The sequence below is a fragment of the Sunxiuqinia elliptica genome (genome assembly GCF_900113005.1).
Lineage (GTDB): Bacteria > Bacteroidota > Bacteroidia > Bacteroidales > Prolixibacteraceae > Sunxiuqinia > Sunxiuqinia elliptica.
Genome location: NZ_FONW01000010.1, coordinates 140895 through 164693, shown reverse-complemented (window position 1 = coordinate 164693; position 23799 = coordinate 140895). Strand labels below are relative to the sequence as shown.

Annotated in this window: 21 protein-coding genes; 13 read left to right on the top strand and 8 right to left on the bottom strand. The window is 39.7% G+C overall.

Annotation, left to right across the window (positions count from 1 at the left end; translation table 11 throughout):
* Positions 1-5 precede the first annotated feature (5 nt).
* From BM156_RS16420 to BM156_RS16410, 3 genes are all read left to right on the top strand, one after another.
* Positions 6-596 (top strand): HAD-IA family hydrolase, encoded by a 591-nt coding sequence (locus tag BM156_RS16420; protein ID WP_093920986.1) that lies wholly within the window; start codon positions 6-8, stop codon positions 594-596.
* A 202-nt stretch (positions 597-798) separates the two neighbouring features.
* Positions 799-1167, top strand: coding sequence for a CidA/LrgA family protein (locus BM156_RS16415; protein ID WP_093920985.1), 369 nt, complete (start codon positions 799-801; stop codon positions 1165-1167).
* On the top strand, positions 1151-1846 hold the full coding sequence (locus BM156_RS16410; RefSeq protein WP_093920984.1) for an LrgB family protein: 696 nt from the start codon (positions 1151-1153) through the stop codon (positions 1844-1846). Before BM156_RS16415 ends, BM156_RS16410 begins: the two co-directional genes overlap by 17 nt.
* Positions 1847-1904: 58 nt before the next feature.
* Here BM156_RS16410 and BM156_RS16405 read toward each other — a convergent pair whose 3' ends face one another.
* Both BM156_RS16405 and tsaD read right to left on the bottom strand, forming a co-directional pair.
* Complete coding sequence (locus BM156_RS16405) at positions 1905-2867, bottom strand: CobW family GTP-binding protein (RefSeq protein ID WP_093920983.1); 963 nt, start codon at positions 2865-2867, stop codon at positions 1905-1907.
* Positions 2868-2923: 56 nt separating this feature from the next.
* A complete protein-coding gene (gene tsaD / locus BM156_RS16400) occupies positions 2924-3961 on the bottom strand; it encodes a tRNA (adenosine(37)-N6)-threonylcarbamoyltransferase complex transferase subunit TsaD (RefSeq protein WP_093920982.1) in 1038 nt (345 codons plus the stop codon).
* 155 nt (positions 3962-4116) lie between these two features.
* Here tsaD and BM156_RS16395 point away from each other — a divergent pair, with 155 nt between their 5' ends.
* From BM156_RS16395 to BM156_RS16375, 5 genes are all read left to right on the top strand, one after another.
* Positions 4117-8448: a translocation/assembly module TamB domain-containing protein gene (locus tag BM156_RS16395; protein ID WP_170846989.1), complete on the top strand. Its 4332-nt coding sequence runs from the start codon at positions 4117-4119 to the stop codon at positions 8446-8448.
* Between the two features lie 112 nt (positions 8449-8560).
* Positions 8561-9937 (top strand): sodium:proton antiporter NhaD, encoded by a 1377-nt coding sequence (nhaD, locus tag BM156_RS16390; RefSeq protein ID WP_093920980.1) that lies wholly within the window; start codon positions 8561-8563, stop codon positions 9935-9937.
* Between the two features lie 90 nt (positions 9938-10027).
* A complete protein-coding gene (locus BM156_RS16385; RefSeq protein WP_093920979.1) occupies positions 10028-10735 on the top strand; it encodes a MotA/TolQ/ExbB proton channel family protein in 708 nt (235 codons plus the stop codon).
* Between the two features lie 5 nt (positions 10736-10740).
* Entirely contained in the window at positions 10741-11151 is a 411-nt protein-coding gene (locus tag BM156_RS16380) for an ExbD/TolR family protein (RefSeq protein WP_093920978.1), read from the top strand.
* The gene (locus BM156_RS16375) at positions 11151-12164 is read left to right on the top strand and encodes a DUF4670 domain-containing protein (protein WP_093920977.1); all 1014 of its coding nucleotides are present in this window, start codon (positions 11151-11153) and stop codon (positions 12162-12164) included. Before BM156_RS16380 ends, BM156_RS16375 begins: the two co-directional genes overlap by 1 nt.
* A gap of 85 nt (positions 12165-12249) precedes the next feature.
* On the opposite strand, the gene BM156_RS16370 is transcribed toward BM156_RS16375, so the two are convergent.
* The 4 genes from BM156_RS16370 to BM156_RS16355 form a co-directional block, all read right to left on the bottom strand.
* The gene (locus tag BM156_RS16370; RefSeq protein ID WP_093920976.1) at positions 12250-12999 is read right to left on the bottom strand and encodes a shikimate dehydrogenase family protein; all 750 of its coding nucleotides are present in this window, start codon (positions 12997-12999) and stop codon (positions 12250-12252) included.
* Positions 13000-13031: 32 nt separating this feature from the next.
* Positions 13032-13964 (bottom strand): polyprenyl-phosphate transporter, encoded by a 933-nt coding sequence (locus BM156_RS16365; RefSeq protein WP_093920975.1) that lies wholly within the window; start codon positions 13962-13964, stop codon positions 13032-13034.
* A 102-nt stretch (positions 13965-14066) separates the two neighbouring features.
* Complete coding sequence (locus tag BM156_RS16360) at positions 14067-14771, bottom strand: 16S rRNA (uracil(1498)-N(3))-methyltransferase (RefSeq protein WP_093920974.1); 705 nt, start codon at positions 14769-14771, stop codon at positions 14067-14069.
* A gap of 96 nt (positions 14772-14867) precedes the next feature.
* The gene (locus tag BM156_RS16355; RefSeq protein WP_170846988.1) at positions 14868-15362 is read right to left on the bottom strand and encodes a SixA phosphatase family protein; all 495 of its coding nucleotides are present in this window, start codon (positions 15360-15362) and stop codon (positions 14868-14870) included.
* 245 nt (positions 15363-15607) lie between these two features.
* Between BM156_RS16355 and BM156_RS16350 the strand changes: the two genes are divergently transcribed.
* The 3 genes from BM156_RS16350 to BM156_RS16340 are packed head-to-tail and all read left to right on the top strand — an operon-like array spanning position 15608 to position 17569.
* A complete protein-coding gene (locus tag BM156_RS16350) occupies positions 15608-16132 on the top strand; it encodes a metallophosphoesterase family protein (RefSeq protein WP_093920972.1) in 525 nt (174 codons plus the stop codon).
* A gap of 58 nt (positions 16133-16190) precedes the next feature.
* A complete protein-coding gene (locus BM156_RS16345) occupies positions 16191-16841 on the top strand; it encodes a sugar-binding transcriptional regulator (RefSeq protein ID WP_139218315.1) in 651 nt (216 codons plus the stop codon).
* 5 nt (positions 16842-16846) lie between these two features.
* Positions 16847-17569: a DUF3307 domain-containing protein gene (locus BM156_RS16340; RefSeq protein ID WP_093920970.1), complete on the top strand. Its 723-nt coding sequence runs from the start codon at positions 16847-16849 to the stop codon at positions 17567-17569.
* 5 nt (positions 17570-17574) lie between these two features.
* Here BM156_RS16340 and prmA read toward each other — a convergent pair whose 3' ends face one another.
* Both prmA and BM156_RS16330 read right to left on the bottom strand, forming a co-directional pair.
* Positions 17575-18405, bottom strand: a complete 831-nt coding sequence (gene prmA, locus BM156_RS16335; RefSeq protein ID WP_093920969.1) for a 50S ribosomal protein L11 methyltransferase — start codon at positions 18403-18405, stop codon at positions 17575-17577.
* 118 nt (positions 18406-18523) lie between these two features.
* Positions 18524-19390, bottom strand: a complete 867-nt coding sequence (locus BM156_RS16330; RefSeq protein WP_093920968.1) for a TIGR01777 family oxidoreductase — start codon at positions 19388-19390, stop codon at positions 18524-18526.
* 166 nt (positions 19391-19556) lie between these two features.
* On the opposite strand from BM156_RS16330, the gene BM156_RS16325 reads away from it, so the two are divergent.
* Positions 19557-21965 (top strand): penicillin-binding protein 1A, encoded by a 2409-nt coding sequence (locus BM156_RS16325; RefSeq protein ID WP_093920967.1) that lies wholly within the window; start codon positions 19557-19559, stop codon positions 21963-21965.
* A gap of 44 nt (positions 21966-22009) precedes the next feature.
* Positions 22010-23791, top strand: a complete 1782-nt coding sequence (locus BM156_RS16320; protein ID WP_093920966.1) for a chloride channel protein — start codon at positions 22010-22012, stop codon at positions 23789-23791.
* Positions 23792-23799: the final 8 nt, after the last annotated feature.

The following is a 23799-nucleotide window of genomic DNA, read 5'->3' as shown; positions in this document are numbered from 1 at the left end:
AAGATATGAAACTTGATAAACACCCTGAAGCCAAAGCGTTAATATTTGATTTAGATGGTACTTTGTCTGACTCGTTGCCGGTGCATATTGCCACTTGGCATAAAGTCTGTGAACATTACAATTGCCATTTCGACGAAAGTATGGTGGAGGAGCTGACCGGAATGCCAACCATTCAATTTGCTTACCGGATTATTAAAGATAATCAACTGGAAGGTGTTGATGCAGAAGAGATGGTTCGCATGAAGCAGGAAACATTTTGGGATAGTGTGCATCAACTTCGGCCCCACGAAAAAGTCGTTCAGTTGGTCCATGATTATCATGGTAAGATTCCCTTGGCTGTTGGAACAGGTGCCAGTCGTAAAAGTGCTGAGTTACAGTTGAAGACCTTGAACATATTCGACAAGTTTGATGCTATTGTAACTGCAGATGATGTAAACGAGCATAAGCCAGAACCTCAAACTTTTCTGAGATGTGCCGAGCTGGTGAATATTGATCCTACGCTGTGTCATGTTTACGAAGATGGGATTTTAGGTATGCAGGCTGCAAAAACGGCTGGGATGTTTTTAACGGATGTTCGTCCTTACCTTGAAAATTAGAAGCGGCTTAAGCAAACAGACGACAAGAGTTCGGAGTTCCTATAGTATTTAAACAAAGCTTAAGCTATTTTAGGTGATTGTATGGTTGTGAGATTAAATCATGCTACTGTTTCATCTTGCCATTTCCATTCAACCTTATCTGAACATCTGAGTATCTAAAAATCTAACGTCTATTGTCTAACATCTAAAAAAGGATAACTGGATGAAAGTATTTAAACAGCTGTTGATTCTGCTGGGGATTAACTTTGCGGGAGAATTGATTAGTCATTACTTACAATTGCCAATTCCGGGGAGTATCACCGGAATGATTTTGTTGTTGGTGTTGTTGTTGACAGGAGTGATTAAGGAGAAGCAAATTGCAGAAACAGCTGATTTCTTTTTAAAAAACATGGGTTTCTTTTTCATCCCGGCAGGAGTTGGGGTTATGGTTTCGTATCAGGCTTTGGAAGGACGTTACGTGCAAACCATTGTAGCCATTTTGGCTTCGACCTTAATCGTCATGGCAGTAACCAGCTTAGTAACTCAATTTTTGATTAAACAAAGGGAGAAGAGAAATGGAATTTCTGACTAATACGCACTTGTTTGGTATTTTACTATCGGTGGCATCTTTTTATGGCATTGCTTATTTTCGAGATAAACTGAAGGTCAATTGGCTGAATCCGCTAATGGCTTCCATCGGTTTAATTATCGGGATTCTGTTGCTGCTCAACATTCCGTTTGATCATTACATGAAGGGAGGAAGTGTTATTCATGCTTTTTTGGGGCCGGTTACCGTTGTTTTGGCTTTGCCTTTGTATCGAAATTGGAAACTGCTGGTTGCTCATAAATACTCCATCCTGGGGGGCATTTCTTCTGGCGTGTTTGCAGCAATTATTTCCGTTATTTTACTTGGTCGCTTGTTTAATTTGAATGAGATCTTGGAGCGTTCAATCCTGGCCCATTCGGTGACAACTCCAATTGGGATTGGAATTAGTGATAGCCTTGGAGCAAACGAGGGGATCACGGTTCTTTCCATCATGATCACCGGAATTTTTGGGGTGATCATCGCACCCACGCTTTACCGCTTGCTTCGGATTGTTCATCCAGTGGCGAAAGGCATTGGTTTAGGAACAACAGCGCATGCTATTGGAACAACAAAAGCGATTGAAATGGGAGAACAGGAAGGTGCAATGAGTAGCTTGGCTATTGGTGTTGCCGCCCTAACAACCGTGTTGGTGGTTATTATTCTTCAGTTCTTCCAGTGGTATTAGGGAAAAGTTCCTTAGTTCATGAGTGCCTGAGTTCGAAGTTGCTGAGTGTAATGGCTTTTTAGTTCTTTGTGAGGTAGCGGTCAAGTTCGTAACCGATGCGCTCAAAATCAATTTCTTTCCCGATGAAAACCAATCGGTTGTTGGGTGTTTCGCCTGGAACAATAAGGCTACCTTCGGAATAACTGGTGGCTCCACCAACCGACTGCACAACAACTTTGTTGGGGCTATCTTCGCTAAACAGAATTCCTTTAATCCGATAGATTTCACGCTGGTTAATGGCCGCAAAATAGTCAAACCAATACTTAAATCGGCTGATGGAAATGGTACCCGGAAACTCATGAGTAAAGGTGGTGTATTTCTTCGATTTAACGAGCCGGAACATGACAGGCTCAGCCATTTTTTTCTCAAGTTTGCCTTGCACCGATTCGCTAAACGCTTCTAGTCTGAAATTAGCGACTTTCCCATAGGATGAATGAATGATTTTGGCCGTTCCATTCCAGGCCGTTAGTTTCTTTTCAATTGCTTTTAGCTCTTCGTCAGAAACCAGCTCTGTTTTGTTGATGATGAGCAAATCGCTTAAAATCACTTGCATTTGTTGCTCCCGCTCACTCATCTGCTGATCAAAATTGGCCGCATCGACCAAGCAAACGCTTCCGGCCAAGGTGTATTGCTCTTTTAATTCTCGGTCTTCGTAAAACGGTTTAATCACATTGGCCAAGTCTGCAATCCCGGTAGTCTCAACCAAAAGAAAATCAATTTCTCCAGTTTTACTTGCCAGCTCTAGAAGGGTGAGCGAAAATTCATTCGAGATAGAACAGCAAATGCAACCATTGCTTAAGTCGAAAACATTTTCACTTTGCATCCCAACAATTAAGTCCTGATCAATCGATTGTTGGCCAAACTCATTTTCAACCAAGGCCATTTTTAGGTGTTGGTGTTCGCGAATTACTTCGTTGAGAAAAGTTGTTTTTCCAGCCCCTAAGAAGCCGGTAACTAAAACTGCAGGAATCTTTCGTTTCAAATCGCTCGTGTTTTTAGGTTACAAACAATGTTACAACAATAGAGACGCAAGAGGCCCTAATCATTAATGCTCATTCGTGCAAAAGGAACAGCATCTTGCCTGGCAAACTGCTTATTCTGGTATTTGAAATAGCCTGTGATGGCAATCATTGCAGCATTATCCATGGTAAAGGCAAATTTGGGAATGTACATGTTCCAATGGCGTTTCTTGGCTTCAGCGCGTAAGGCATTTTGTAGGCCCGAATTAGCTGAAACTCCTCCGCCAACCGTAATTTCTTTAATTCCGGTTTCTTTTGCAGCTTTAATTAATTTATTCAGCAAAATATCGATAATGGTTTTTTGCAGAGATGCACATAGGTCTGCCTGATTTTCCTCAATAAAGTTTTCATTTTCCTTAAGCTGATCGCGCAAAAAATAGAGGAAGCTGGTTTTTAGCCCGCTAAAACTGTAATCAAGGTCTTTAATGCGTGGCTTGGCAAACTCAAAAGCATTTGGATTTCCTTCTTTCGCTAAGCGGTCAATTAGTGGACCTCCGGGGTAGGGCATGCCCATCACTTTGGCGCATTTGTCAAAAGCTTCACCAGCCGCATCATCAATGGTTTGACCAATCACTTCCATTTCAAGGTGATCTTTAACCAGAATGATTTGCGAGTTTCCACCAGATACCAATAAGCTTAGGTGAGGAAACTTTGGCGGATTGAATTCTACCTCTTTCTCCTGAATATAATGAGCCAGCACATGTCCTTGTAAATGGTTGATCTCAACCATAGGAATGCCTGCTGCTAAAGAGAATCCCTTTGCAAAAGAGGTTCCTACCAACAACGATCCAAGTAAGCCCGGACCACGAGTAAAGGCAACGGCTGAGAGTTCATTGCGGTCAATTCCGGCTTGCTTGAGCGCCTGATCGACCACTGGAACAATATTTTGCTGATGAGCCCGAGAAGCCAATTCAGGGACGACACCGCCATAGGCTTCGTGAACTTTTTGGCTTGCAATAATATTGGATAATAAGACACCGTTTTTAATTACAGCGGCTGAAGTGTCATCACATGATGACTCAATTCCTAGAATGATGATATCTTTTTTATTGTCCATGAAATAAATTCAAAAGGGATTTCAATTATTTTAACTGTTGAACCTAACGATTTACGCGGAATTTAGTTTATTTTGTTTGCGATTTTTAAAGGCTCAAAATTATTAAAAAAATACTCAAAATAGCATTGTGGTTTTTCGGGATCCTATTAGTCCTGTTGTTAGCTGGTTATCTGGCTTTTCAAACCAGCGCTGTACAGACTTTTCTGGTGCGTCAGATTGCTGATCGGCTTTCTGAGCGCTTGGATACTCGAATTACGTTGGAGCGGGTGGACATCCGTTTCTTCAACAAAATTATTTTGAATAAATTTTTAATCGAGGATCAGCAGCAAGATACTTTGTTTTTTGTGGATGAGATGGTTGCTTCAATTGATCAGTTTAGTTGGGATGACCAAACCATTGAGTTGGCTTCGTTAGAGATGAATAAAACCAAGCTTTTTGCAGCCTTGACCGAAGAGCAGGTCCCCAATTACAAGTTCATTCTGGATGCATTGCGTACGAGGCGTTCGGAGAGCGGAAGCTGGAGCTTTTCTTGTGAGAACTTCTTATTTAGCGATACCCGCCTAGGATACAGCTATTTTACCATGGAGAAACCACGTACCATTGATCTGCATGATATTGATTTGGATGTGACCGATTTTATATTGAATCATGATTCCTTATCCTTTCAGATCAATAATCTAAGTTTGGATGATCATAAGGATTTCCGATTGAGTTCGCTAAGTACTCGGCTGGTTTCGTACAACCATGTTGTTAAGCTAAATAACCTGAAGGTGGCTACTCCATACTCCTCAATTGCTGATGCCGATATTGCATTTGATCAAACGGAGATTCACGAAGGAAAGGATTTTTCTCATCTGAAATTGGATGTAAACCTGAAGGAGTCGGCGGTTAATTTTCAGGATGTAAGTCAATTGGTCCCTTCTTTGCGCGGAATGGACTTAAAGATCAACTTATCCGGGCATGTTTATGGAACGATAGGGGATTTGAAAGCCAAAAACTTGCAGATGAGTTTGGGGCAAAACACAAAATTAGTTTGTGATTTTTATTCTAACGGCTTACCTGATTTGGATCAAACCTATATTCTGCTTGATTTGAAAAAGTCGACAGCCGACTTCAAAGATCTTGGAAAGATAAGGCTGCCTTATGCTGCAAAATCTGATTACCTGAGTTTTTCAGATATGCTTTATGATGCCGGAATAGTGCATTATGAAGGGAACTTTACCGGCTTTTTGAGTGACTTTGTAGCTTATGGTACGGTTCGCTCGAACTTTGGACAAATTAAAACCGACCTTTCTTTTGTCCCTACCAAAGGTGACTTGTTAAAAGTAAATGGGCATGTTAAAACCGTAAATTTTGCTTTGGGTGAGTTTACACAATCTAAGCGATTAGGAGATTTAACTTTTAACGGGCAGGTTGATGGCGCCTTAAATAAAACCACTCGCCGGTTTGATATAACAATAGATGGGTTAGTCGATAGCTTAATTTTTAATGATTATCAGTTTGAAAATCTGAGATTGAATGGAGCGATTCAGAATCAGAAATTTGAAGGGGAGTTTGGTGTTGAAGATCCGGCGTTGAATGCTAGCTTTAAAGGAAAGATGGACTTTAACCCAACCATTCCGGAGTTTGATTTTGACATGTTATTGGAAAAGGCTGACCTAACAGCCTTGAACTTGGATCAAGAGCATGAAACATCGATGTTGGCGATGGGATTGAAAGCTGAGTTTAAAGGAAACAGCATTGATAACTTAGATGGTGGAATTTGGCTTGAATCTGGACAATATTATAATGAGAATGACACCTTGGAGCTGACAAGTTTGAGTATCAATACGTATGCCGATTCGTTGACTCATTTGCTAATTCGCTCTGACTTTGCAGATGCGAATATTTCCGGACGCTATTCATTTCGGACATTTGGCGAGAGCTTAAAGAAGCTTTTGCATCAATATTTACCTTCTGCGGGAATTAAATTTCGAGATAACCTCAGCCCGAATCAGTTTGATTTTGATTTGACCATCAAAGATGCCGAACCTCTTACCCGTACTTTTTCTCCCAGTTGGTATGTTGCACCTACCCACATGGAAGGCCGTTTTGATGATCAGTTGCCCGAGCTCTATTTAAATGTTTCTATACCCCATATGGAGTATAAAAACATGGTATTTAATGGTTATTGGCTGTCTATTCGCGCAAATGAAAAACTGGAGTTTAAGAACCGTTTGGAGGAAATACAGTTAAACAACAATCAGCGTATTTATAATGTCGCAGTTTTGGCTGATGCCGAAGAGGATCGGGTTAATTCAAAGTTGGTGTGGAACAACTTTCATGAAAAGACCTACAGCGGAGAACTTGAAACCCAAATTGATTTTAAAAAGTCGGGGTACAAACGTTCGCATGTAAAAGTGGACGTTATTCCTTCTAAAATCTATATTGCCGATACACTTTGGCAGGTTCATCCGGCCACAATAACAATTGATTCTTCGCGTGTAGAAGTCGAAGGGGTAAAATTATCGAATTACGAGCAACAGCTTGCGATAGATGGGGTCGTTTCAAAGGATAAAAATGACCGTTTAAATATGAAGGTCAACGGAATTGACCTGTCAAATTTAAATATTTTGATGAAAAGGGATTTAGGCATTAAAGGGGTATTGAATGGAACCGCCAGTGTGTTTGATGTTTATGAGCGAGCTCTTTTCTTATCAGACTTGCGGATTAAAGGCTTACAATTTAGAGAGCATGAAATCGGCGATGTGAGCACCGTTAGTAAATGGGATCGTATTTCTGAAGCGATTCATTCTGAATTGAAAGTAAATAAAAAAGGAAATCAATCCTTGCACGCTTTTGGAGAATATAAGCCGGGGACAGATTCATTGGATTTCACTGCTCGGTTGAATGATTTTTCGTTGGCTATTTTACAGCCTGTATTGGAAAGAAGTTTCAAAGATGTTCGCGGGCGAGGAACTGGAGAAGTATGGATTCATGGTACGCCAGAAAAGATATTGATGGATGGCGACGTGCTTGGCTTGGATGCCGGCTTGGCTATGCGCGCTTTGCAGGTAAACTACTATTTCAGTGATACCGTATATTTCCGGTCTGACTCAATCATTTTTGATCAAATTGAAATAAGCGATTATCAAGGGAACAAGGGAATTTTTGATGGTTCCATTCGGCATGATAATTTTAGTAATATGGATTACAACTTGTCCTTGCGTTCTCCTCGAATCTTGGTGATGAATACGACCATTCGGGATAACGAGCGTTTTTACGGTGAGGCATACGGAAGTGGCGTTTTACAGGTTGGAGGACATGGTAAAGACGTTGAACTTACTGCGGCGGCAACAAGCCTCTACGGAACATCAATTAATATATCGCTGGATTATGAAGAAGAAGCCCAAGAGTATGACTTCATTCATTTTGTAGATGAAGAGGAAGAACATGGACATCAGGAAGTACGACGTTTGCCGATTGAAAAGTCGAGCTTGAATATGAACTTTGATATTGATGTTACACCAGAAGCTCAGGTACAGTTAATCTATAATTCTCAGATTGGTGATATTATTCGTTCGCGCGGAAACGGTAATCTGCAAGTTCGTATTGATCCTGATTTTAACATTACCATGTTTGGAGAGTATCGGGTTGATCGTGGAGATTATTTATTTACCCTTCAGAATGTCTTTAATAAGAAGTTTGAAATTGCACAGGGAGGAACCATTTTGTGGAATGGAGATCCTTATGATGCAACAATTGATATTGATGCAATCTATCGGCTAAAGGCTTCGCTTTCAGAATTAGCTCCCCCAGACATGGGAGATCGAGTGGATTATTCACAGCGCATTCCGGTAGCTTGTCAGATTTTCTTAACCGAGAATCTAAATAACCCTGAAATTGCATTTGGCATTGACTTCCCAACGGCTGACGATCCAATCAAGGACTTGGTTCAGCAGGTATTCAGCACGGAGGAAGAGATGAATAAGCAAATTCTGTCGCTTTTAGTATTGGGACGTTTTTATACACCTGAATACCTGAAAGGATCATACGGAGCAGCCAATCCAAACTTGGTTGGAACCACCGCCAGTGAGTTGTTCTCAAATCAATTGAGTAACTGGTTGTCCCAAATTAGCAACGATTTCGACATTGGCGTGAATTACCGACCGGGAAACCAAATTTCGAATGATGAAATTGAGTTGGCTTTGAGTACCCAGATTTTTAATGATCGGGTGATCTTAAATGGTAATATTGGTAACAATGGGACAGCAGCTACAAGTAGCTCGAACAACAGCAACATTGTTGGTGATTTTGATCTGAATGTAAAGTTAACGAACAATGGTAAATTACAACTGAAAGCTTACAATCGCTCAAATGACAACCTGATTTACGAAACTTCTCCTTATACTCAGGGAATTGGATTGTCATTTCGAGAGAACTACGACACTTTTGGTGAGCTGTGGGAAAAGTTTAAAAATCTTTTTATGAAAAGCAGAAGAGAGTAATCTTAATTTATTGAGTTCATCCTTATCTTTTTTGCAGATTATTGCTTGGATTGGTAGTGAAAATCTAAATTTGCGCCCGTTTTAAAAAAACTAATCCAAAAATTTGTTCCATATGTTTATTTTGATGGTTACTGTTTTTGTGCTTGGCTATTTGGCTATTGCATTAGAACATCCGCTGAGAGTAGATAAGACTGCTTCAGCTTTGATTATTGGCACCCTTTGTTGGGTTATTTTTGCCATAGGTGCGGAAGATATTTTAGCGCTTGGGTTTAGCCCATCGTGGGAACACTTCTCGAGTGGGGGGAAAGGCTTATCGTTTGAATCGATTCATGAGTTTATTGTAGAGCGAGAGATTGTTCATCATCTAGGCGAAATTAGTGAGATTCTGTTTTTTCTACTTGGAGCAATGACTATTGTTGAGGTTGTCGATCAACATGATGGATTTAAGGTGATTACAGATCGAATAAAAACGACGAATAAAGTGAAGTTGTTGTGGGTTTTGAGTTTCCTTACATTTTTTATGTCAGCATTGTTGGATAATTTAACGACAACGATTGTTTTGGTCGCTTTATTGCGAAAACTAATTGATGATCGGGAAACCCGCTTATTTTTCTCCAGTATGGTTGTTTTGGCAGCTAATGCCGGAGGAGCATGGTCTCCAATTGGAGATGTAACAACGATCATGCTATGGATTGGAGGACAAGTTACCGCTGCTAATATTGCAGTCAACGTAATTGTTCCTAGTTTGGTATCAATGTTAGTGCCCTTAGTTATATTGTCATTCAAGTTAAAAGGGGAGGTTCAGCGTCCAGCGATAGAAGCTGGCACAAACGGCTTAACAACAGAGTTTGAGCGAGGAGCAATGCTTATCTTAGGAATTTCTGGATTATTGTTTGTCCCGGTTTTTAAAGGAGTAACTTATTTGCCCCCTTATATGGGAATGCTTCTATCTCTTGGTATTATCTGGGTTGTTTCAGAACTAATGCACAAGGATAAACCAGATGAGATAAGACATCGGTTGCGGGTTACTGCGGTATTAAAAAAGGTTGATGTACCTACTGTTCTATTCTTTTTAGGAATTCTTTCGGCAGTAGCAGCTTTGCAGTCTGCCGGGCATCTAAATTTATTGTCTCAATTTCTGGATGAGAAGCTCGGAAATGTTTATTTAATTGATTTGGCTGTAGGTGTGTTATCATCGGTTGTTGACAACGTGCCGTTAGTTGCTGGGGCTATGGGAATGTACCCAATTGCAGATCCTGGTGCTACCGGATATTTGGCAAACTTTGTTCAGGATGGTGTTTTCTGGGACTTTTTAGCTTATACGGCAGGAACAGGTGGTAGTATTCTTATCATTGGTTCTGCTGCAGGAGTAGCTGCTATGGGCCTGGAAAAGATTGATTTCATATGGTATATGAAAAAGATTTCGCTACTCGCTATTGCTGGTTATATATCGGGAGCTGCAGTGTATTTCTTGTTGTTCGGTTTATAAGTAGATACTTTATAAATAATCATTATTTTTGCGGGGTATAATAATTGCTATTATACCTCGTTTTTTATGTGTTCCTCTAAATAATAACTTATGTTTGGATATATTTTTTTACAAGTTTCAGGTGCAGCAGAAGAAGGTGCGGAAGCTGTAGCTAATGCAGCTCAGCAAGATGGAATTGTGACTCATTTCTTTGACTTGGCTTTAAAGGGTGGTTGGATTATGATTCCTATTTTAGCACTTTCTCTTATCGCTGTATTTATCTTTTTTGATCGTTATTTTGCCGTAAAGAAAGCTGGTAAAGTCGATGGTACTTTATTGGATCGGGTAAAAGACAATATTACGCAAGGGAAAATTGATGCTGCTTTGGCTTTAGCTCGTTCGCAGGATACGCCAACAGCTCGGATGATTGAAAAAGGAATTAGCCGGATTGGACGTCCGATGTCTGATGTGAATTCTGCTATTGAAACAGTGGGTAACCTGGAAATTGCAAAGCTGGAAAAAGGTCTTCCTGTTTTAGCCAGTGTGGCTGGTGGTGCTCCCATGATTGGATTCCTTGGAACTGTAATTGGTATGATTCAGGCATTCTACGATATGGCAAACGCCGGAAATAACATTGATGTAACGCTTCTTTCTTCCGGGATTTACCAAGCGATGGTTACGACTGTTGCCGGTTTAACTGTTGGGATTATTGCCTACTTCGCCTACAATATTTTAGTAGCAAGTGTTGAAAAGGTAATTTTTAAAATGGAAGCAGCAACTTCTGAGTTTCTGGATCTTTTAAATGAACCTGCAAAATAACTGCAATGGCATTAAAACGAAGAAATAAAGTAGATGCCAGCTTTAGCATGTCATCTATGACTGATATTGTATTTTTGCTGTTGATCTTTTTTATGGTAACATCAACATTGATTGCTCCAAATGCTTTGAAGCTGTTGTTGCCAGAAAGTAATAACCAGACTGCAGCGAAACCAATTACAACCGTATCTATTACAAAGGATCTGAAATATTACGTGAACACAGGAGGCGATGTTGAACGGGTTGCATTTCATGAAATTGAGCCTGCTTTGCAAAGTGCAGTAGGTGACAGTCCGGAAGCTTATGTTTCTCTTCATGCTGATAAATCAGTGCCTATAGAGCAAGTTGTAAAAGTGATGAATATTGCCAAACGCAATAAATACAAAATGATTTTGGCGACAGCGCCGGAAGGACGTTAATGAGTTATTTTTCGAAACATAAAAGAGGTTTTATTGGAACAATTATCTTTCATGGTATTGTTCTGATTTTATTATTGCTATTTGGTTTTTTTACTCCGCTTCCATTGCCAGGCGAAGAAGGTATTCTTGTTAATTTTGGAAATTCGGAACAAGGGAGTGGGAAGAGAGAGCCCGCCCCTAGCAAAAAAGTTACGCCACCTGTTGTTCGGGAAGAAAAAAAGCAAGTAACAACCCCACCTCCTTCAAACCCTCCTAAACAAGTTACTCTTCCTGCTAAGACAGAAGCAAAAGAGGAGGTAATGACCCAGGATTACGAGAAAACTGTTGCAATAGAGGCCGCTAAGAAGAAAAAGGAAGAGGAACGCAAGAAGCAACAGGAGGAATTAGCTCGGAAGAAAAAGCAAGAAGAAATTGAACGACAACGGCAACAGAAGTTAGAGGCCGAACGTCAGAAAGAGCTTGAGCGGAAAAGAGCGGAAGAGCTCGAGCGACAACGTTTAGCCGCTGAAGAAGCGGAACGCCAACGGAAGGCAGAGGAGGAACGTAAGCGTATAGAAGCCGAACAACAAAAAATTGCTGAGATAAATTCTCGTGTTTCCAATGCTTTTGGCAGCGGAGGTGCAGGTGCTTCTGATTCAAAAAGTACTGGAGAAGGAGTTACTTTCCCGGGAGGCAACCAAGGATCGCCTAATGGATCAGCTAATTCTTCAAATTATGGAGATGGTGGTGGTCAGGGAAACGGGATTTCGTTTAGCTTGGCAGGTCGCTCTGCTCAATCATTGCCGAAGCCTTATTACCCGGGCAATGAAGAAGGTGTTGTTGTTGTAAAAGTGACCGTTGATAAATACGGAAAGGTGACTACTGCCGAACCCGGAGTTCGGGGATCTACAACTTACAACTCGCAACTGTTGAATGCAGCAAAGCAAGCAGCCTTAAAAGCTCGGTTTAATTTAGACGAATCAGCTCCGGCATTTCAACAAGGAACAATCACTTATCGATTTGTTCTGGATTAATCTACGTAGAAATTAGCTTGAAATTATTGAGATAAGCTCTCCGTTTAATACTGGAGAGGAAGCTTAGAGCTTGAGAAATTTGGAATTACGAGTTCCAAATTTCCCAAGCTTTAATAGCTTGTAGGTGGAGCATTTCCAACCCGTTTTTAGTTGCGGCCCCTTGCTCATGTCCTTTCTTTAAAAACAGGGTTTGTTCTGGATTATAAACCAGATCGAATAGAACATGGTCGGCTGTAATCGATTCGTAAGGAATCGAAGGGCAGGTGTCTACCTTCGGAAAAGTTCCTAGTGGTGTCGCATTGATGATGATAAGATGCTCTTTTAAAACGGACTCATCAATTTGTTCGTATCTAATTTCTTGATCTGCTAATTCTTCTTCAATCGAAGCAGATAAATAACTAATTCCGTTTTTGTTTAGGATGTGTTTGATTGCCTTTGATGCTCCCCCTGTTCCCAGGATCAGTGCTTTTTTGTGCTTTTCAGTAAGCATGGGCATTAGGGAGTTCTCAAAACCATAAATATCCGTATTGAATCCTTTTAACTGCACTTGTTCGCCTGTGCGAATGACCTTTACCGTATTGATGGCTCCAACTTGCTTCGCTTCTTCATCAATCTCATCTAGGTAAGACATGATTTGCTGTTTATATGGGATGGTACAGTTGAGTCCTGCAATGTGATTGTTCTTCTTAAATATTTCAGGAAATTCACTGATGGAATCGAGTTCGAAGTTTACATATTCATAATCGGTTAATCCTTCTTTCTCAAACTTATCTGTAAAAAAACCTTTTGAGAATGAGTATCCCAACCGATATCCGATTAATCCAAATGTTTTCATATGATGATGTGTTTTAGTTGCATTGAGAATGGTTAGCTTAGTTTCTTTGAAAGTCCTTCAATAATGAAAATTAATGCAAAACCAAGTACTGCAAGGCCTGCAGCGGCTAATATGTAAGGCTCATGGCCGGTAAGCGCTTGGTAGGTCGTAGGTAAAATATTTTCCTCGATAAGTGGCTTTACTTCACCATGGCGATCAACAAAAGTTTCAACGGTTTCTTTCCATGGCCACACTTTGTTTAATGATCCAATCATGAAGCCGGCTAGTAAGGCAATGGTTAGATTGTAAAAGCGCTTTAAGAGCCAGCTTAGCAAATTAGAGAATAATACAATGCCGATGGCTGCTCCTATCAAGAAAGTTCCTATAACAGGTAGGTTAAAGCTTGAAATAGCTCCCAGTATAAATTTGTACATGCCTAAAAGTACGAGGATGAAGCTTCCGGAGATGCCTGGAAGAATCATTGCACAAATGGCAATTGAGCCTGATAGAAAAACAAAAAGATAGCTGCTGTGAGCTTCGGCTGGTGTAATTGTCGTGATGAAGTAGGCAATGACGATTCCGGCAATCATCGATAAAATTGTGCCGATCTTCCAGCTCGAAATATCTTTCCCGACATAAATTGCAGAGGCTACAATCAACCCAAAGAAAAAAGACCAAATGAGGATTGGGTGGTGGTTTAGCAGGTACTCGAGCCCTTTAGCAAGTGAAAGAACACTAATACCGATTCCTAGAACAACTGCAAGAAGAAAATTGCCATTTACTGCACTCCAAAACTCTTTTAATTTTCCTGTCAGTAGAAGCTTTATTGAATGAAGATTTACAGATTTGATCGAGTCGATTAGTTCCTTGTAAATTCCGGTGATGAAGGCTATTGTACCCCCTGAAACTCCAGGAACGACATCGGCAGCTCCCATTCCCATTCCTTTTAAAGTAACTAGTAAATATTCTTTTAATGTACGGTTCATGTTTTCTGTTTTTTTGAAAGAAAGCAAAAATAGATGAGTCTTGATGAAAAAGAAAGACTTCGGGAAATAATTTATCTGGATTTAATCTAAATAAAATATGTTTTATTCAGCCTTGAGTAAATTGACGGTATGACAGGCAACGACGGCCGCAGTTTCAGTACGAAGCCGGCTTTCTCCGAGACTTACGGGGGTAAATTGGTTTGCTATTGCTGCCTTTACCTCTTCAGGAGAAAAATCACCTTCAGGCCCAATTAAGATTAGATGGGAGTCACTGTTTGCTAGTTCATTCTTAAGTTCTCGTTTGTCTTGTTCGTAGCAATGTGCAATGAACTTTGCTTTTTCGGTCGCAGCACTAACAACTGTTTGAAAAGGAGTGAGTGGATTTAACTTGGGGAGATAAGCCTTTATGGACTGTTTCATGGCTGAAACGATCACTTTCTCGAGCCTCTCATTTTTGATGACCTTCCGTTCTGAATGGTCACATAGAATGGGAGTTATCTCGTCAATTCCAATTTCCGTAGCCTTCTCTAAAAACCATTCAAAACGATCGATATTTTTGGTAGGAGCCACAGCGATGTGTAAATAGTGGTTTCGCTGATTAAAAGCTGTTTGCTTAGAGATTACTTCGATGGTGCACCTTTTGGGATGAGCATCAATAATTTTGGCCTCAAAAAAATTGCCTTTTCCATCAACAAGTTGTATTTGATCATCAATACTCAACCTCAAAACCCGAATGGCATGTTTTGATTCAGTTTCATTCAAAGTATATTGAGTTCCTGTAATATCAGGAGTAAAAAAGAGCTGCATGTTTTTTCTATTTGAGCTTTAGTGCTGTAAATATAAGAATCCCCGTGATTCAAATTCAAATAACGGGGATTCTATCTAATTTGAAAAGTTTTTTGCCTATTTAAACATTCTCGGCATCAGGTGGAAGGCTAAATCTCCGCCTCGGGCTGATACGTCTTTCCAGCTGCTAACATCAAAGTCGAGTCCAACAGTAGAACATGTTGGCATATCGCTGTTGAAGAGTTTTACCAAGTTATTGGTTAGGTGATAAACCAACGGATTGTGCCCAAACACAAAAACCGTTTGAATCTCTTCAGGTATTTCACGCAGGAGATCAACAAACTCCTGGGTGGTCATTCCTTCGTACAATTCTTCTTCTGTTTGGATTGTGTTTACCGGATATTTAAAATTCTTGGCATATATTTTTGCTGTTTTAAAAGCCCTTTTGGCTGGACTCGAAATAATGAGGTCAGCTTTGATGCCATCTTCTACCAATTTGGAACTGATCTGATTGGCATCGTTTTTTCCCCGATCTCTGAGCTTTCTGTTAAAATCCTCGTCATAGCCATAGGGCACAGCTTTCGCATGGCGAACAATTACAACTCGTTTCATTTGATTTAATTGTAGATTTTCAAATACTTCCGAAGAGATTTTCATGTTGAGAGATTATTGTGAGATTCAATCTCTATTTTTTTCCACGATTGAATTTCATCTCTATGGAAAATTCCTTCAGATAAATTTCTATTTAGGTCAATAATTTAAAACCTTCAATGATTTTAAAAGTTCGGTATAAAGAAACAATTATTCAGTTAAAATTACCCTATTTTTGAGCATTAGATACTAATAAAAATTCGTTGATGAAGAAAATTGGATTGTTATCTGATACCCACGGAACCCTAAGTAAGCGAGTCATTCGTTTTTTTGAAAATGTTGATGAAATATGGCATGCAGGAGATATTGGAACTGTAGAGTTAGCAGATGAACTATCGGCAATAAAACCATTAAAAGCGGTTTATGGCAATATTGATGATCATATGTTGCGCACCATGTTTCCCGAGGATTTAAGATTTTCATGCGAAGGAGTAGATATTTTGATGACTCATATTGGAGGATATCCAGGCCGCTATGAAGCCCGTATTCGCAAACGCCTTTATAGCAATCCGCCGCAGCTTTTTATTTCGGGACATTCTCATATTTTGAAAGTGATTTATGACAAAAAAATAAAATGCCTTCATATAAATCCGGGAGCAGCAGGGAATAAGGGATTTCACAAAGTGTGTACAGCAGTGCGGTTTGTTGTTAATGGTGATCAGGTAAAGGACTTGGAAGTACTAGAGTTTGAAAGAACTAAATTTAATAGTTTAAATAGTCAATGTTATTAATTTATAGATTATTTGATCTATTTGTTGTTTAAATAGATTAAAATAACTATATTTGAGTGTGAGAAAGATTGCAGTTATATCGGCAGACATCATTAACTCTTCTAAGTTTGAAGAGGCAGCATTTCTGAATACAATGCATGTGTTAGAGGAGCCTGCGGCAAACTACCTTGTACGTAAAGGAGAGCCTTTGCTTGCTAGTCGAGGAGATAGTTTCCAGATTATGACGGAAGAGGTAGAGGATTCGTTTTTGAGAGCAGTTTATCTGAAAGCCTATTTTAAGAGAATGGAACTGGGGTTGAAAGATGGTGAAGGCCAGGCCTCTATTGATGCTCGCATTTCATTAGCCGTTGGTTCTGTCCAGAATATTCCATCCAATATTGGAAAAACGATGGAAGAACCCTTTGTTCTTTCAGGAAGAGCCTTAGATCAGATGAAGCAAAAAAAACAAACTTTTATTATTACAACCCCAAATGATAACTACAATCAGGAGTTTGCGTTAACCTGTGCTTTCCTTGACCATCTTTTTAAACACTGGACCTTGGCGCAGGCCGAAGTTATTTATTATCTTGTTCAGGGGTATAAGCAAATTGAAATTGCAGAAAGCTTAGGATTATCTCAGCCTTCGGTAAGTAATCGTATTCAGTTGGCCAATTGGTCGTTAATTGAAAAGGTAAATACCCGTTTTATTGATGTATTAAGCAAACTATAAAACGAATGATATTAGTTCTTCGACTTTTACTCGCTCATTTGATTGCTGATTTTTTGTTGCAGCCTAACTCTTGGGTGAAAGATAAAAATGAGAAAGGAATTCGGTCTTTTAAACTACTACTTCATATTTTAGTTGTTACTGGAGTATCGACAATTCTTACAATTGATTTTTTTGTTTGGCAAATCCCCGTTTTTATTTTCGTTCTTCATTATCTGATTGATTTACTGAAAATTTATTTCCGATCTCTGAAAGCGAACAACTTACTGTGGTTTATAGCTGACCAATTTTTACATATTATTTCAATTATTGGGGTTGCCATGTTGGTTGGGGGAGGAGCTAACCAATGGATTGAGGGTTTAGGTGAATTGCTTTCTAGTAAAGAAGTACTGGTTGTTGCGTCGGCTTACTGCTTTATTATTTGGCCTTCAATGATCATTATTAACTTAGCTACACAAGGGTGGCAAAATCAAATAAGTGATGAGATGGGGCCAAGTTTGCAGAATGCAGGTAAGTGGATTGGTATTTTGGAACGTATCTTGGTTTTAACTTTTGTATTGGCTGCGCAGTTTCAGGCTATTGGGTTTTTAATTGCTGCAAAGTCAATTCTCCGTATATCGGTTAAAACTGAAAATAGCGCCCGCATTCTTTCCGAATATGTTTTGATTGGCACATTCATCAGTTTTACGATCGCTATTCTCGTGGGGTTAGTTGCTAACCTCTTTCTTTAAAAAGTTTATTTCTGGAATGCACATGCTATCCATTTGTTTTGTTCTTTTATTTCCAGTTTTCTTAGCCCCAATTCAGCTGCTTTACCCATAATGTCTTCCAAGTCTTGTTGATAAAAGCCACTTACAATGAGCATCCCTTCATCATTTAAAACCGAGATATACTTTTCTATATCTTGTAAAATGATGTTTTTTTGGATATTGGCTAAAACAATATCAAACTGCTTATTTCCTAAAAGCTGTGCGTCTCCAATAAAAGCTTCAAGGTTATTTACTTGATTTAACCTCGAATTTTCGATGGTTGCTTCAAAAGACCAACTGTCAATATCAATTGCTGTAACCGTTTTGGCTCCGAGCATTGACGCGTAAATCCCTAAAATTCCAGTGCCACAGCCCATATCCAGAATATCACAATCTTTGAGGTTGAGGTCTGACAGATGTTGCATCATTAGGCTTGTTGTTTCATGGTTTCCCGTTCCGAAAGCCATATTGGGCTCAATCACAATTTCGTATTGGGCTTCTGGAAATTCTTTATGAAATGGCGCTCTAATAAGAACCTGGTTATTGATCAGTAAAGGCTGAAAATAGTTTTTCTCCCATTCTTCATTCCAATTGACGTCAGGCATTTCTTCCAATGAGAATTTGGCCTGGAAAGGGAGAGCTGCCAGTGATTGTTCAATATCTTGTTCGGAGACTGCTCCGGTTCTGAAAAAGGCTAAAAATTCGTCGCCAGAATCATCAAAGCTTTCAAAGTCAAGTTGAGCAAGATATGCCATCAAAATTTCACGATTGGTTTCGTTATCTGATGATATTTTGAATGAAGCTTTTATGTAGTTCATAGTTTCTGATTTAAGAGTAAAAATTGAGTGCCCGAAGTAACTAAATATTTTGAATCAAAAGTAAGAAACTGTTTAAGTTTTATTGCTCATTGCATTTTGATTTATTTGTAGCTGTTTGTCAGTTGTTTGAAAGAATATTCTCAAGACAGTTTTCAATTGTTGGGTGTTGAAAATTAAACCCTTTATTTTTTAGCCTTCGGGGAATGACCACCGGATTTTCTAAAATGAGCGTTGATGCCTGCCCAAAAATGAAATGGAGCAAGAACCCGGGAACAGGAATTAGTGTCGGACGATTAAGCTGTTTTCCTAATGCTTTTGTTAGGTCTTTATTATTAATTTGTTGCGGGGCAACTAAATTGTAAATTCCAAAAAATGAATCATCGGTTATTGCTTGGGTGAAAGCGCTTACCAAGTCGTCGATGTGGATGAAGGGAAAGGCTTGCGATCCAGACCCTAACTTTCCTCCTAGTCCTAATTTAAAGACGGGGAGCACTTGCTGAATGAACTGTGAATCTTTACCAAGCACAACGCCAATTCGAAAGATTGTTTTCCGGACAGTATCTGGCAACTCTGCTAATGTATCTTCCCAGTCATCAATAACCCGAGCTGCAAAATGATTGGCATATTTAGAGCTGGTTTCGTCGTGGCGAATGGCTGGTCGGTATATGCCAATGGCAGATGCTGAAATGAAATTTGTTGGCCGCTTCTCGCGAGGTAAGGCATTTATAGCTTTGCAAAGGTTTCGTGTGGTTGAAACTCGGCTATTATAAATGATTGTTTTATTTTTCTTAGTCCAACGTTTTAAGATCGGCGCTCCAGCTAAATTAATTATTGTATGTGTATTGGCAAGCTCCTTAGCTAGTTTTAGGTGATGGCCATACAGCAAGTGACGGTCAATCGCAATAACTTCAACTCCCATGAGACGAAGTGCATGGTTGATGTTTTGTCCAATGTAGCCATTAGCCCCTGTTAATCCAACTTTCATTCTTTTTCTAATTTGATTCAAATTCAATTAAACTCCAGCTCAATTTTTGTTTATAGCCGTTCTAATTTTAAGACAAACTTATGAACTAAAAAGTTTTTTAATGGATATATGTATTGAGGTATTTGTATCGTTTTATTTATCTAATTTTGCATTAAAATATAATTGAATGCCAACAAAAAGAACTGCCCCAATCAATAAAGTAAAGAGCAAACCAGCCAAAAAGAAACCGGTAAGTAAGAAGAAGAAACGCAAGAAAACCGGGAAGCAACGTAGCATTTGGATGATTCTTCTGCAGTTGTCAGCTGTTGGATTAATCTTGTTCTTTTTGTTTTTCATGGCTGTTTATCTGGGATTCACGGGGCATGTTCCAAGTTCAAAGCAACTTAATGAAATCAAGAATCCTTTGGCAAGTGAGGTGTTCTCTGAAGATGGAAAGTTACTTGGGCGATATTATATTGAGAATAGAAGCAATGTGCAATTTGATGAGATTTCTCCCAATGTTATTAATGCGTTGATTGCAACAGAGGATGCTCGTTTCTACGAACATCGGGGAATTGATGAAATAGCATTGATGCGTGTTCTGTTTAAAACGATTTTGATGCAAGATCGGAGCGCTGGCGGTGGAAGTACCTTGAGCCAGCAAATTGCTAAAAATCTTTTTCCTCGAAATGATTTATGGGTATTCAGTATGCCGGTGAATAAACTTCGTGAGGCAATTATTGCCTACCGTTTAGAGCGAATTTATACGAAGGAGGAAATTCTGACATTGTATTTGAATACTGTTCCTTTTGGTGAAAATATTTTTGGAATCGAGGTTGCGTCAGAGCGTTTTTTTAGTAAAAGTCCGCGTGATTTGACGGTTGATGAAGCAGCCGTTTTAGTTGGGATGCTAAAAGCAAACTATACTTACAATCCAAGGATAAATCCTGAAAAATCGAAGCAACGACGGAATGTGGTTATTGGTCAGATGGTGGCTAATAATTTCATGACTGAAGCTGAGGGCGATGTTTTTCAGGCAAAGCCGCTTGGACTCAAATATCGGAAGATTTCTTACAATGAAGGTCCAGCTCCATACTTCCTGGAGATGTTAAAGCCAGAGCTGATGGAGTGGTGCGCCCATCACACAAAAGAAGATGGCGAACCCTATAATTTATATACGGACGGATTGAAGGTTAAGACAACGATTAACTATGATATGCAGTTCTTTGCCCAGCAATCGGTCAAAGAATACATGAATAATTTGCAAAAGGTCTTCGATGATCATTGGAAGAACGCTGATCCTTGGCGAAGGGATGCTTCTATTTTGGATCGGGCGATCAAGCGGTCAGAGCGATACCAAAAGATGCGCAAGGCTGGAAAGACTCCTGAACAGATTGATGCTGCCTTTAAACAGTCAATAAAAACGACTTGGTTGACAAGAGAAGGGCTAAAACAGGTTGAAACAACTCCGCTGGATTCTGTGAAACACTACTTACGGTTTCTAAATGCTGGTTTCCTTGCTGTTGAACCATCATCGGGTGCTCTGAAAGCTTGGGTTGGGGGAATCGACTTTCGTTTTTTCAAATACGACCATGTTCTTTCAGCCCGACAGGTTGGATCAACATTTAAACCATTTGTGTACTTGGCTGCTCTGGAAAATGGCTTGAGTCCTTTTGATTATTATCCAAACGAGAAAAAAGTTTACGAGGATTATCAGGACTGGTCGCCCAGTAACTCACATGGCGAGTACAAAGGCTTTTATTCGATGGAAGGAGCTTTGGCTCAGTCGCTAAATACTGTTGCTGTTGACGTGATGGTACAAACTGGAATTGACGAAACTATTGAAACTTGTCGTCGTTTAGGAATTGAAGCAGACTTGCCGGAATTTCCATCACTGGCTTTAGGGGTTGCTTCAATGAGCTTGAAAGATTTATTGATGGCTTATGCTACCATGATTAATGGAGGAATTCGGCTAGAACCAAATTACTTGGTATCTATAACTGATAGTCAGGGTAATGTGCTCGAAACTTTCACGAGGGAAGCAGCTCATTTAACAGGCTTGAATGAGTTAAACTGTAACATTATAACCCATATGATGGAATCGGTAATCAACGATGGAACTGGTCGATCTATTCGGTCGGTTTACAAAGTCCAAGGAGACTTTGCAGGTAAAACTGGAACAACACAGAATCATTCAGATGGTTGGTTCGTCGGATTAACACCTCAGTTAGTTACCGGATGTTGGGTTGGTGCAGCTGATCCAGGCGTACACTTCCGTTCTATTCGTTATGGACAGGGAGCTTATATGGCTCTTCCTATCGTGGGTAAGTTTTTTCACAAATTATATCGAGATTCTCGTTATCGGAAAATGCAATATGCTGACTTCCCCGCATTGAATAACCAATTACTTGCTGATTTAAACATTCCGCCTTATCGTGAGCTGTTTGAATTGGATAAAGAAGATAACTTAATTGAGCGCATATTTGCCGGAAAATCAAAAGATAAGAAGCTTGAAGAAATGCGAGATCCAGAAAAGAGAAAGGAGAAAAAGAAGATATGGGAAACGATAAAAGGTATTTTTAAAAAGAAAAAATAGTTTCAATCTAGATTTCGGTAGCCTTTTATTACTTTTGCCTGCAAATGGAAAATAAACTGCCGTTAATTGTTCGTTTTCACCGCTGGCGTTTACGGCATTTGAGCGAACGCCGGTTTGTGGTGATTTTGAGTGTTGTTGTTGGCATAATCGCGGGAATTGCTGCAACGCTTATTAAAAATGCGGTATGGCTGACCCAAAAACTGGTACAAACAGCTACACGGGCAGAGGATGTAGAAAACTACATCTATTTTATTCTTCCAACCATTGGAATTCTTATAACAGTACTTATTATCACTTACATTATAAAAAGCCCGGTACGGCATGGTATCCCCAATGTTCTTCACAGTCTTTCGATGCGTCAGGGCGAATTAAGTAGTCACAATTTATTTTCTTCAGTTTTAACCTCTGCTTTTACAGTTGGTTTTGGTGGCTCAGTGGGCTTAGAGGGACCTACAGTAGCCACTGGTGCTGCCTATGGATCCCGCATATCAAGAGCTCTTCGCTTGAGTTATCGTAATACCATTCTGATGTTGGCATGTGCTTCGGCCGGAGCAATGGCTGCTATTTTTAAAGCGCCCATTGCGGCTATTGTTTTTGCCGTTGAGGTAATCATGATTGACCTAACTACCTTTAGTCTGGTTCCATTGTTACTGGCCTCATCGTCTGCTGTGTTAACTTCCTATTTTTTCATGGGACAGGATGTTTTGTATCCATTTACCGTAGAAACAACATTCGAACTGAATGACCTTCCATACTATATTTTGCTTGGTATTTTTGCTGGGTTGGTTTCTGCTTACTTCACCAAAATGTATTTGTCCATTGAAAAGCTATTTGAGGGAGTTAAGCGTAAACGAGTTCGTCTGGCTATAGGTGGCCTTGGGTTGGGAGTACTGCTATTTTTCTTCCCATCACTTTATGGCGAGGGATATGAGGCGATTAATATGTGTTTGGAAGGAGACTTGAGTTATTTGTATGATAATTCAGTTTTTTATGGGCTGCAAGAGCATTATTGGAGTATTTATTTATTGCTTGGAGCAGTTATCATGCTAAAAATTGTTGCAACATCGCTGACCTTTGGAAGTGGTGGGATCGGCGGAATTTTTGCTCCAACACTTTTTATGGGAGTTAATGCAGGGATGTTGTTTGCACAATTCTTCAATATGTTTGGATTGAAGCAGCTTAGCACAAATAATTTTGCCTTGATTGGGATGTCAGGCTTGATTGCAGGTGTTTTACATGCTCCTTTGACAGGCATTTTCCTCATCGCAGATATTTCTGGAGGCTATAAACTCTTTGTTCCTTTAATGATTGTGGCTACCTTTGCATACCTCACTGTAAAAGCTTTTACTTCGAATTCGGTTTACCATATTCAGTTAGCGAAACGAAAAGAGCTGATGACGCATGACAAGGATTTGTATGTCATTCGTATGATGGAGGTTAAAAAACTGATAGAAACAGATTTTGTTGTTCTTCGTCCTGATTCAACTCTAGGAGATTTGACGGAGGCAATTTCCAAAGCTCACCGAAACTTATTTCCGATAGTCGATGAGGATGGATATTTGAAAGGTATGGTTAAAATGGATGATATACGGCATTTGATTTTCAGGCAGGAGCTTTACGATAAAGTTCATGTGAGCCACTTAATGTATTTGCCGGAGCATTCCATTTCAACGACAGACTCGATGGAACAGGTTGTTGAGAAGTTTGAATCAAGCGGCAGATATAACCTGGCTGTTATCGACCAGGGAAAATACATTGGCTTTATATCCAGAGCCCGTGTTTTCTCGTACTACCGAAAGAAAATGGCACATTTTTCACACGATTAAGCAAAAAA

What these genes read in the sequence shown, in the direction of transcription:
- prmA (WP_093920969.1), bottom strand. Translation starts at nt 18,405, where the DNA reads ATGAACTACATAAAAGCTTCATTCAAAATATCATCAGATAACGAAACC.
- BM156_RS16365 (WP_093920975.1), bottom strand. Translation starts at nt 13,964, where the DNA reads ATGAACCGTACATTAAAAGAATATTTACTAGTTACTTTAAAAGGAATG.
- BM156_RS16320 (WP_093920966.1), top strand. Translation starts at nt 22,010, where the DNA reads ATGGAAAATAAACTGCCGTTAATTGTTCGTTTTCACCGCTGGCGTTTA.
- BM156_RS16360 (WP_093920974.1), bottom strand. Translation starts at nt 14,771, where the DNA reads ATGCAGCTCTTTTTTACTCCTGATATTACAGGAACTCAATATACTTTG.
- BM156_RS16415 (WP_093920985.1), top strand. Translation starts at nt 799, where the DNA reads ATGAAAGTATTTAAACAGCTGTTGATTCTGCTGGGGATTAACTTTGCG.
- BM156_RS16330 (WP_093920968.1), bottom strand. Translation starts at nt 19,390, where the DNA reads ATGAAAGTTGGATTAACAGGGGCTAATGGCTACATTGGACAAAACATC.
- BM156_RS16355 (WP_170846988.1), bottom strand. Translation starts at nt 15,362, where the DNA reads ATGAAACGAGTTGTAATTGTTCGCCATGCGAAAGCTGTGCCCTATGGC.
- BM156_RS16340 (WP_093920970.1), top strand. Translation starts at nt 16,847, where the DNA reads ATGATATTAGTTCTTCGACTTTTACTCGCTCATTTGATTGCTGATTTT.
- BM156_RS16350 (WP_093920972.1), top strand. Translation starts at nt 15,608, where the DNA reads ATGAAGAAAATTGGATTGTTATCTGATACCCACGGAACCCTAAGTAAG.
- BM156_RS16380 (WP_093920978.1), top strand. Translation starts at nt 10,741, where the DNA reads ATGGCATTAAAACGAAGAAATAAAGTAGATGCCAGCTTTAGCATGTCA.
- BM156_RS16370 (WP_093920976.1), bottom strand. Translation starts at nt 12,999, where the DNA reads ATGAAAACATTTGGATTAATCGGATATCGGTTGGGATACTCATTCTCA.
- BM156_RS16420 (WP_093920986.1), top strand. Translation starts at nt 6, where the DNA reads ATGAAACTTGATAAACACCCTGAAGCCAAAGCGTTAATATTTGATTTA.
- BM156_RS16325 (WP_093920967.1), top strand. Translation starts at nt 19,557, where the DNA reads ATGCCAACAAAAAGAACTGCCCCAATCAATAAAGTAAAGAGCAAACCA.
- nhaD (WP_093920980.1), top strand. Translation starts at nt 8,561, where the DNA reads ATGTTTATTTTGATGGTTACTGTTTTTGTGCTTGGCTATTTGGCTATT.
- BM156_RS16410 (WP_093920984.1), top strand. Translation starts at nt 1,151, where the DNA reads ATGGAATTTCTGACTAATACGCACTTGTTTGGTATTTTACTATCGGTG.
- BM156_RS16375 (WP_093920977.1), top strand. Translation starts at nt 11,151, where the DNA reads ATGAGTTATTTTTCGAAACATAAAAGAGGTTTTATTGGAACAATTATC.
- tsaD (WP_093920982.1), bottom strand. Translation starts at nt 3,961, where the DNA reads ATGGACAATAAAAAAGATATCATCATTCTAGGAATTGAGTCATCATGT.
- BM156_RS16385 (WP_093920979.1), top strand. Translation starts at nt 10,028, where the DNA reads ATGTTTGGATATATTTTTTTACAAGTTTCAGGTGCAGCAGAAGAAGGT.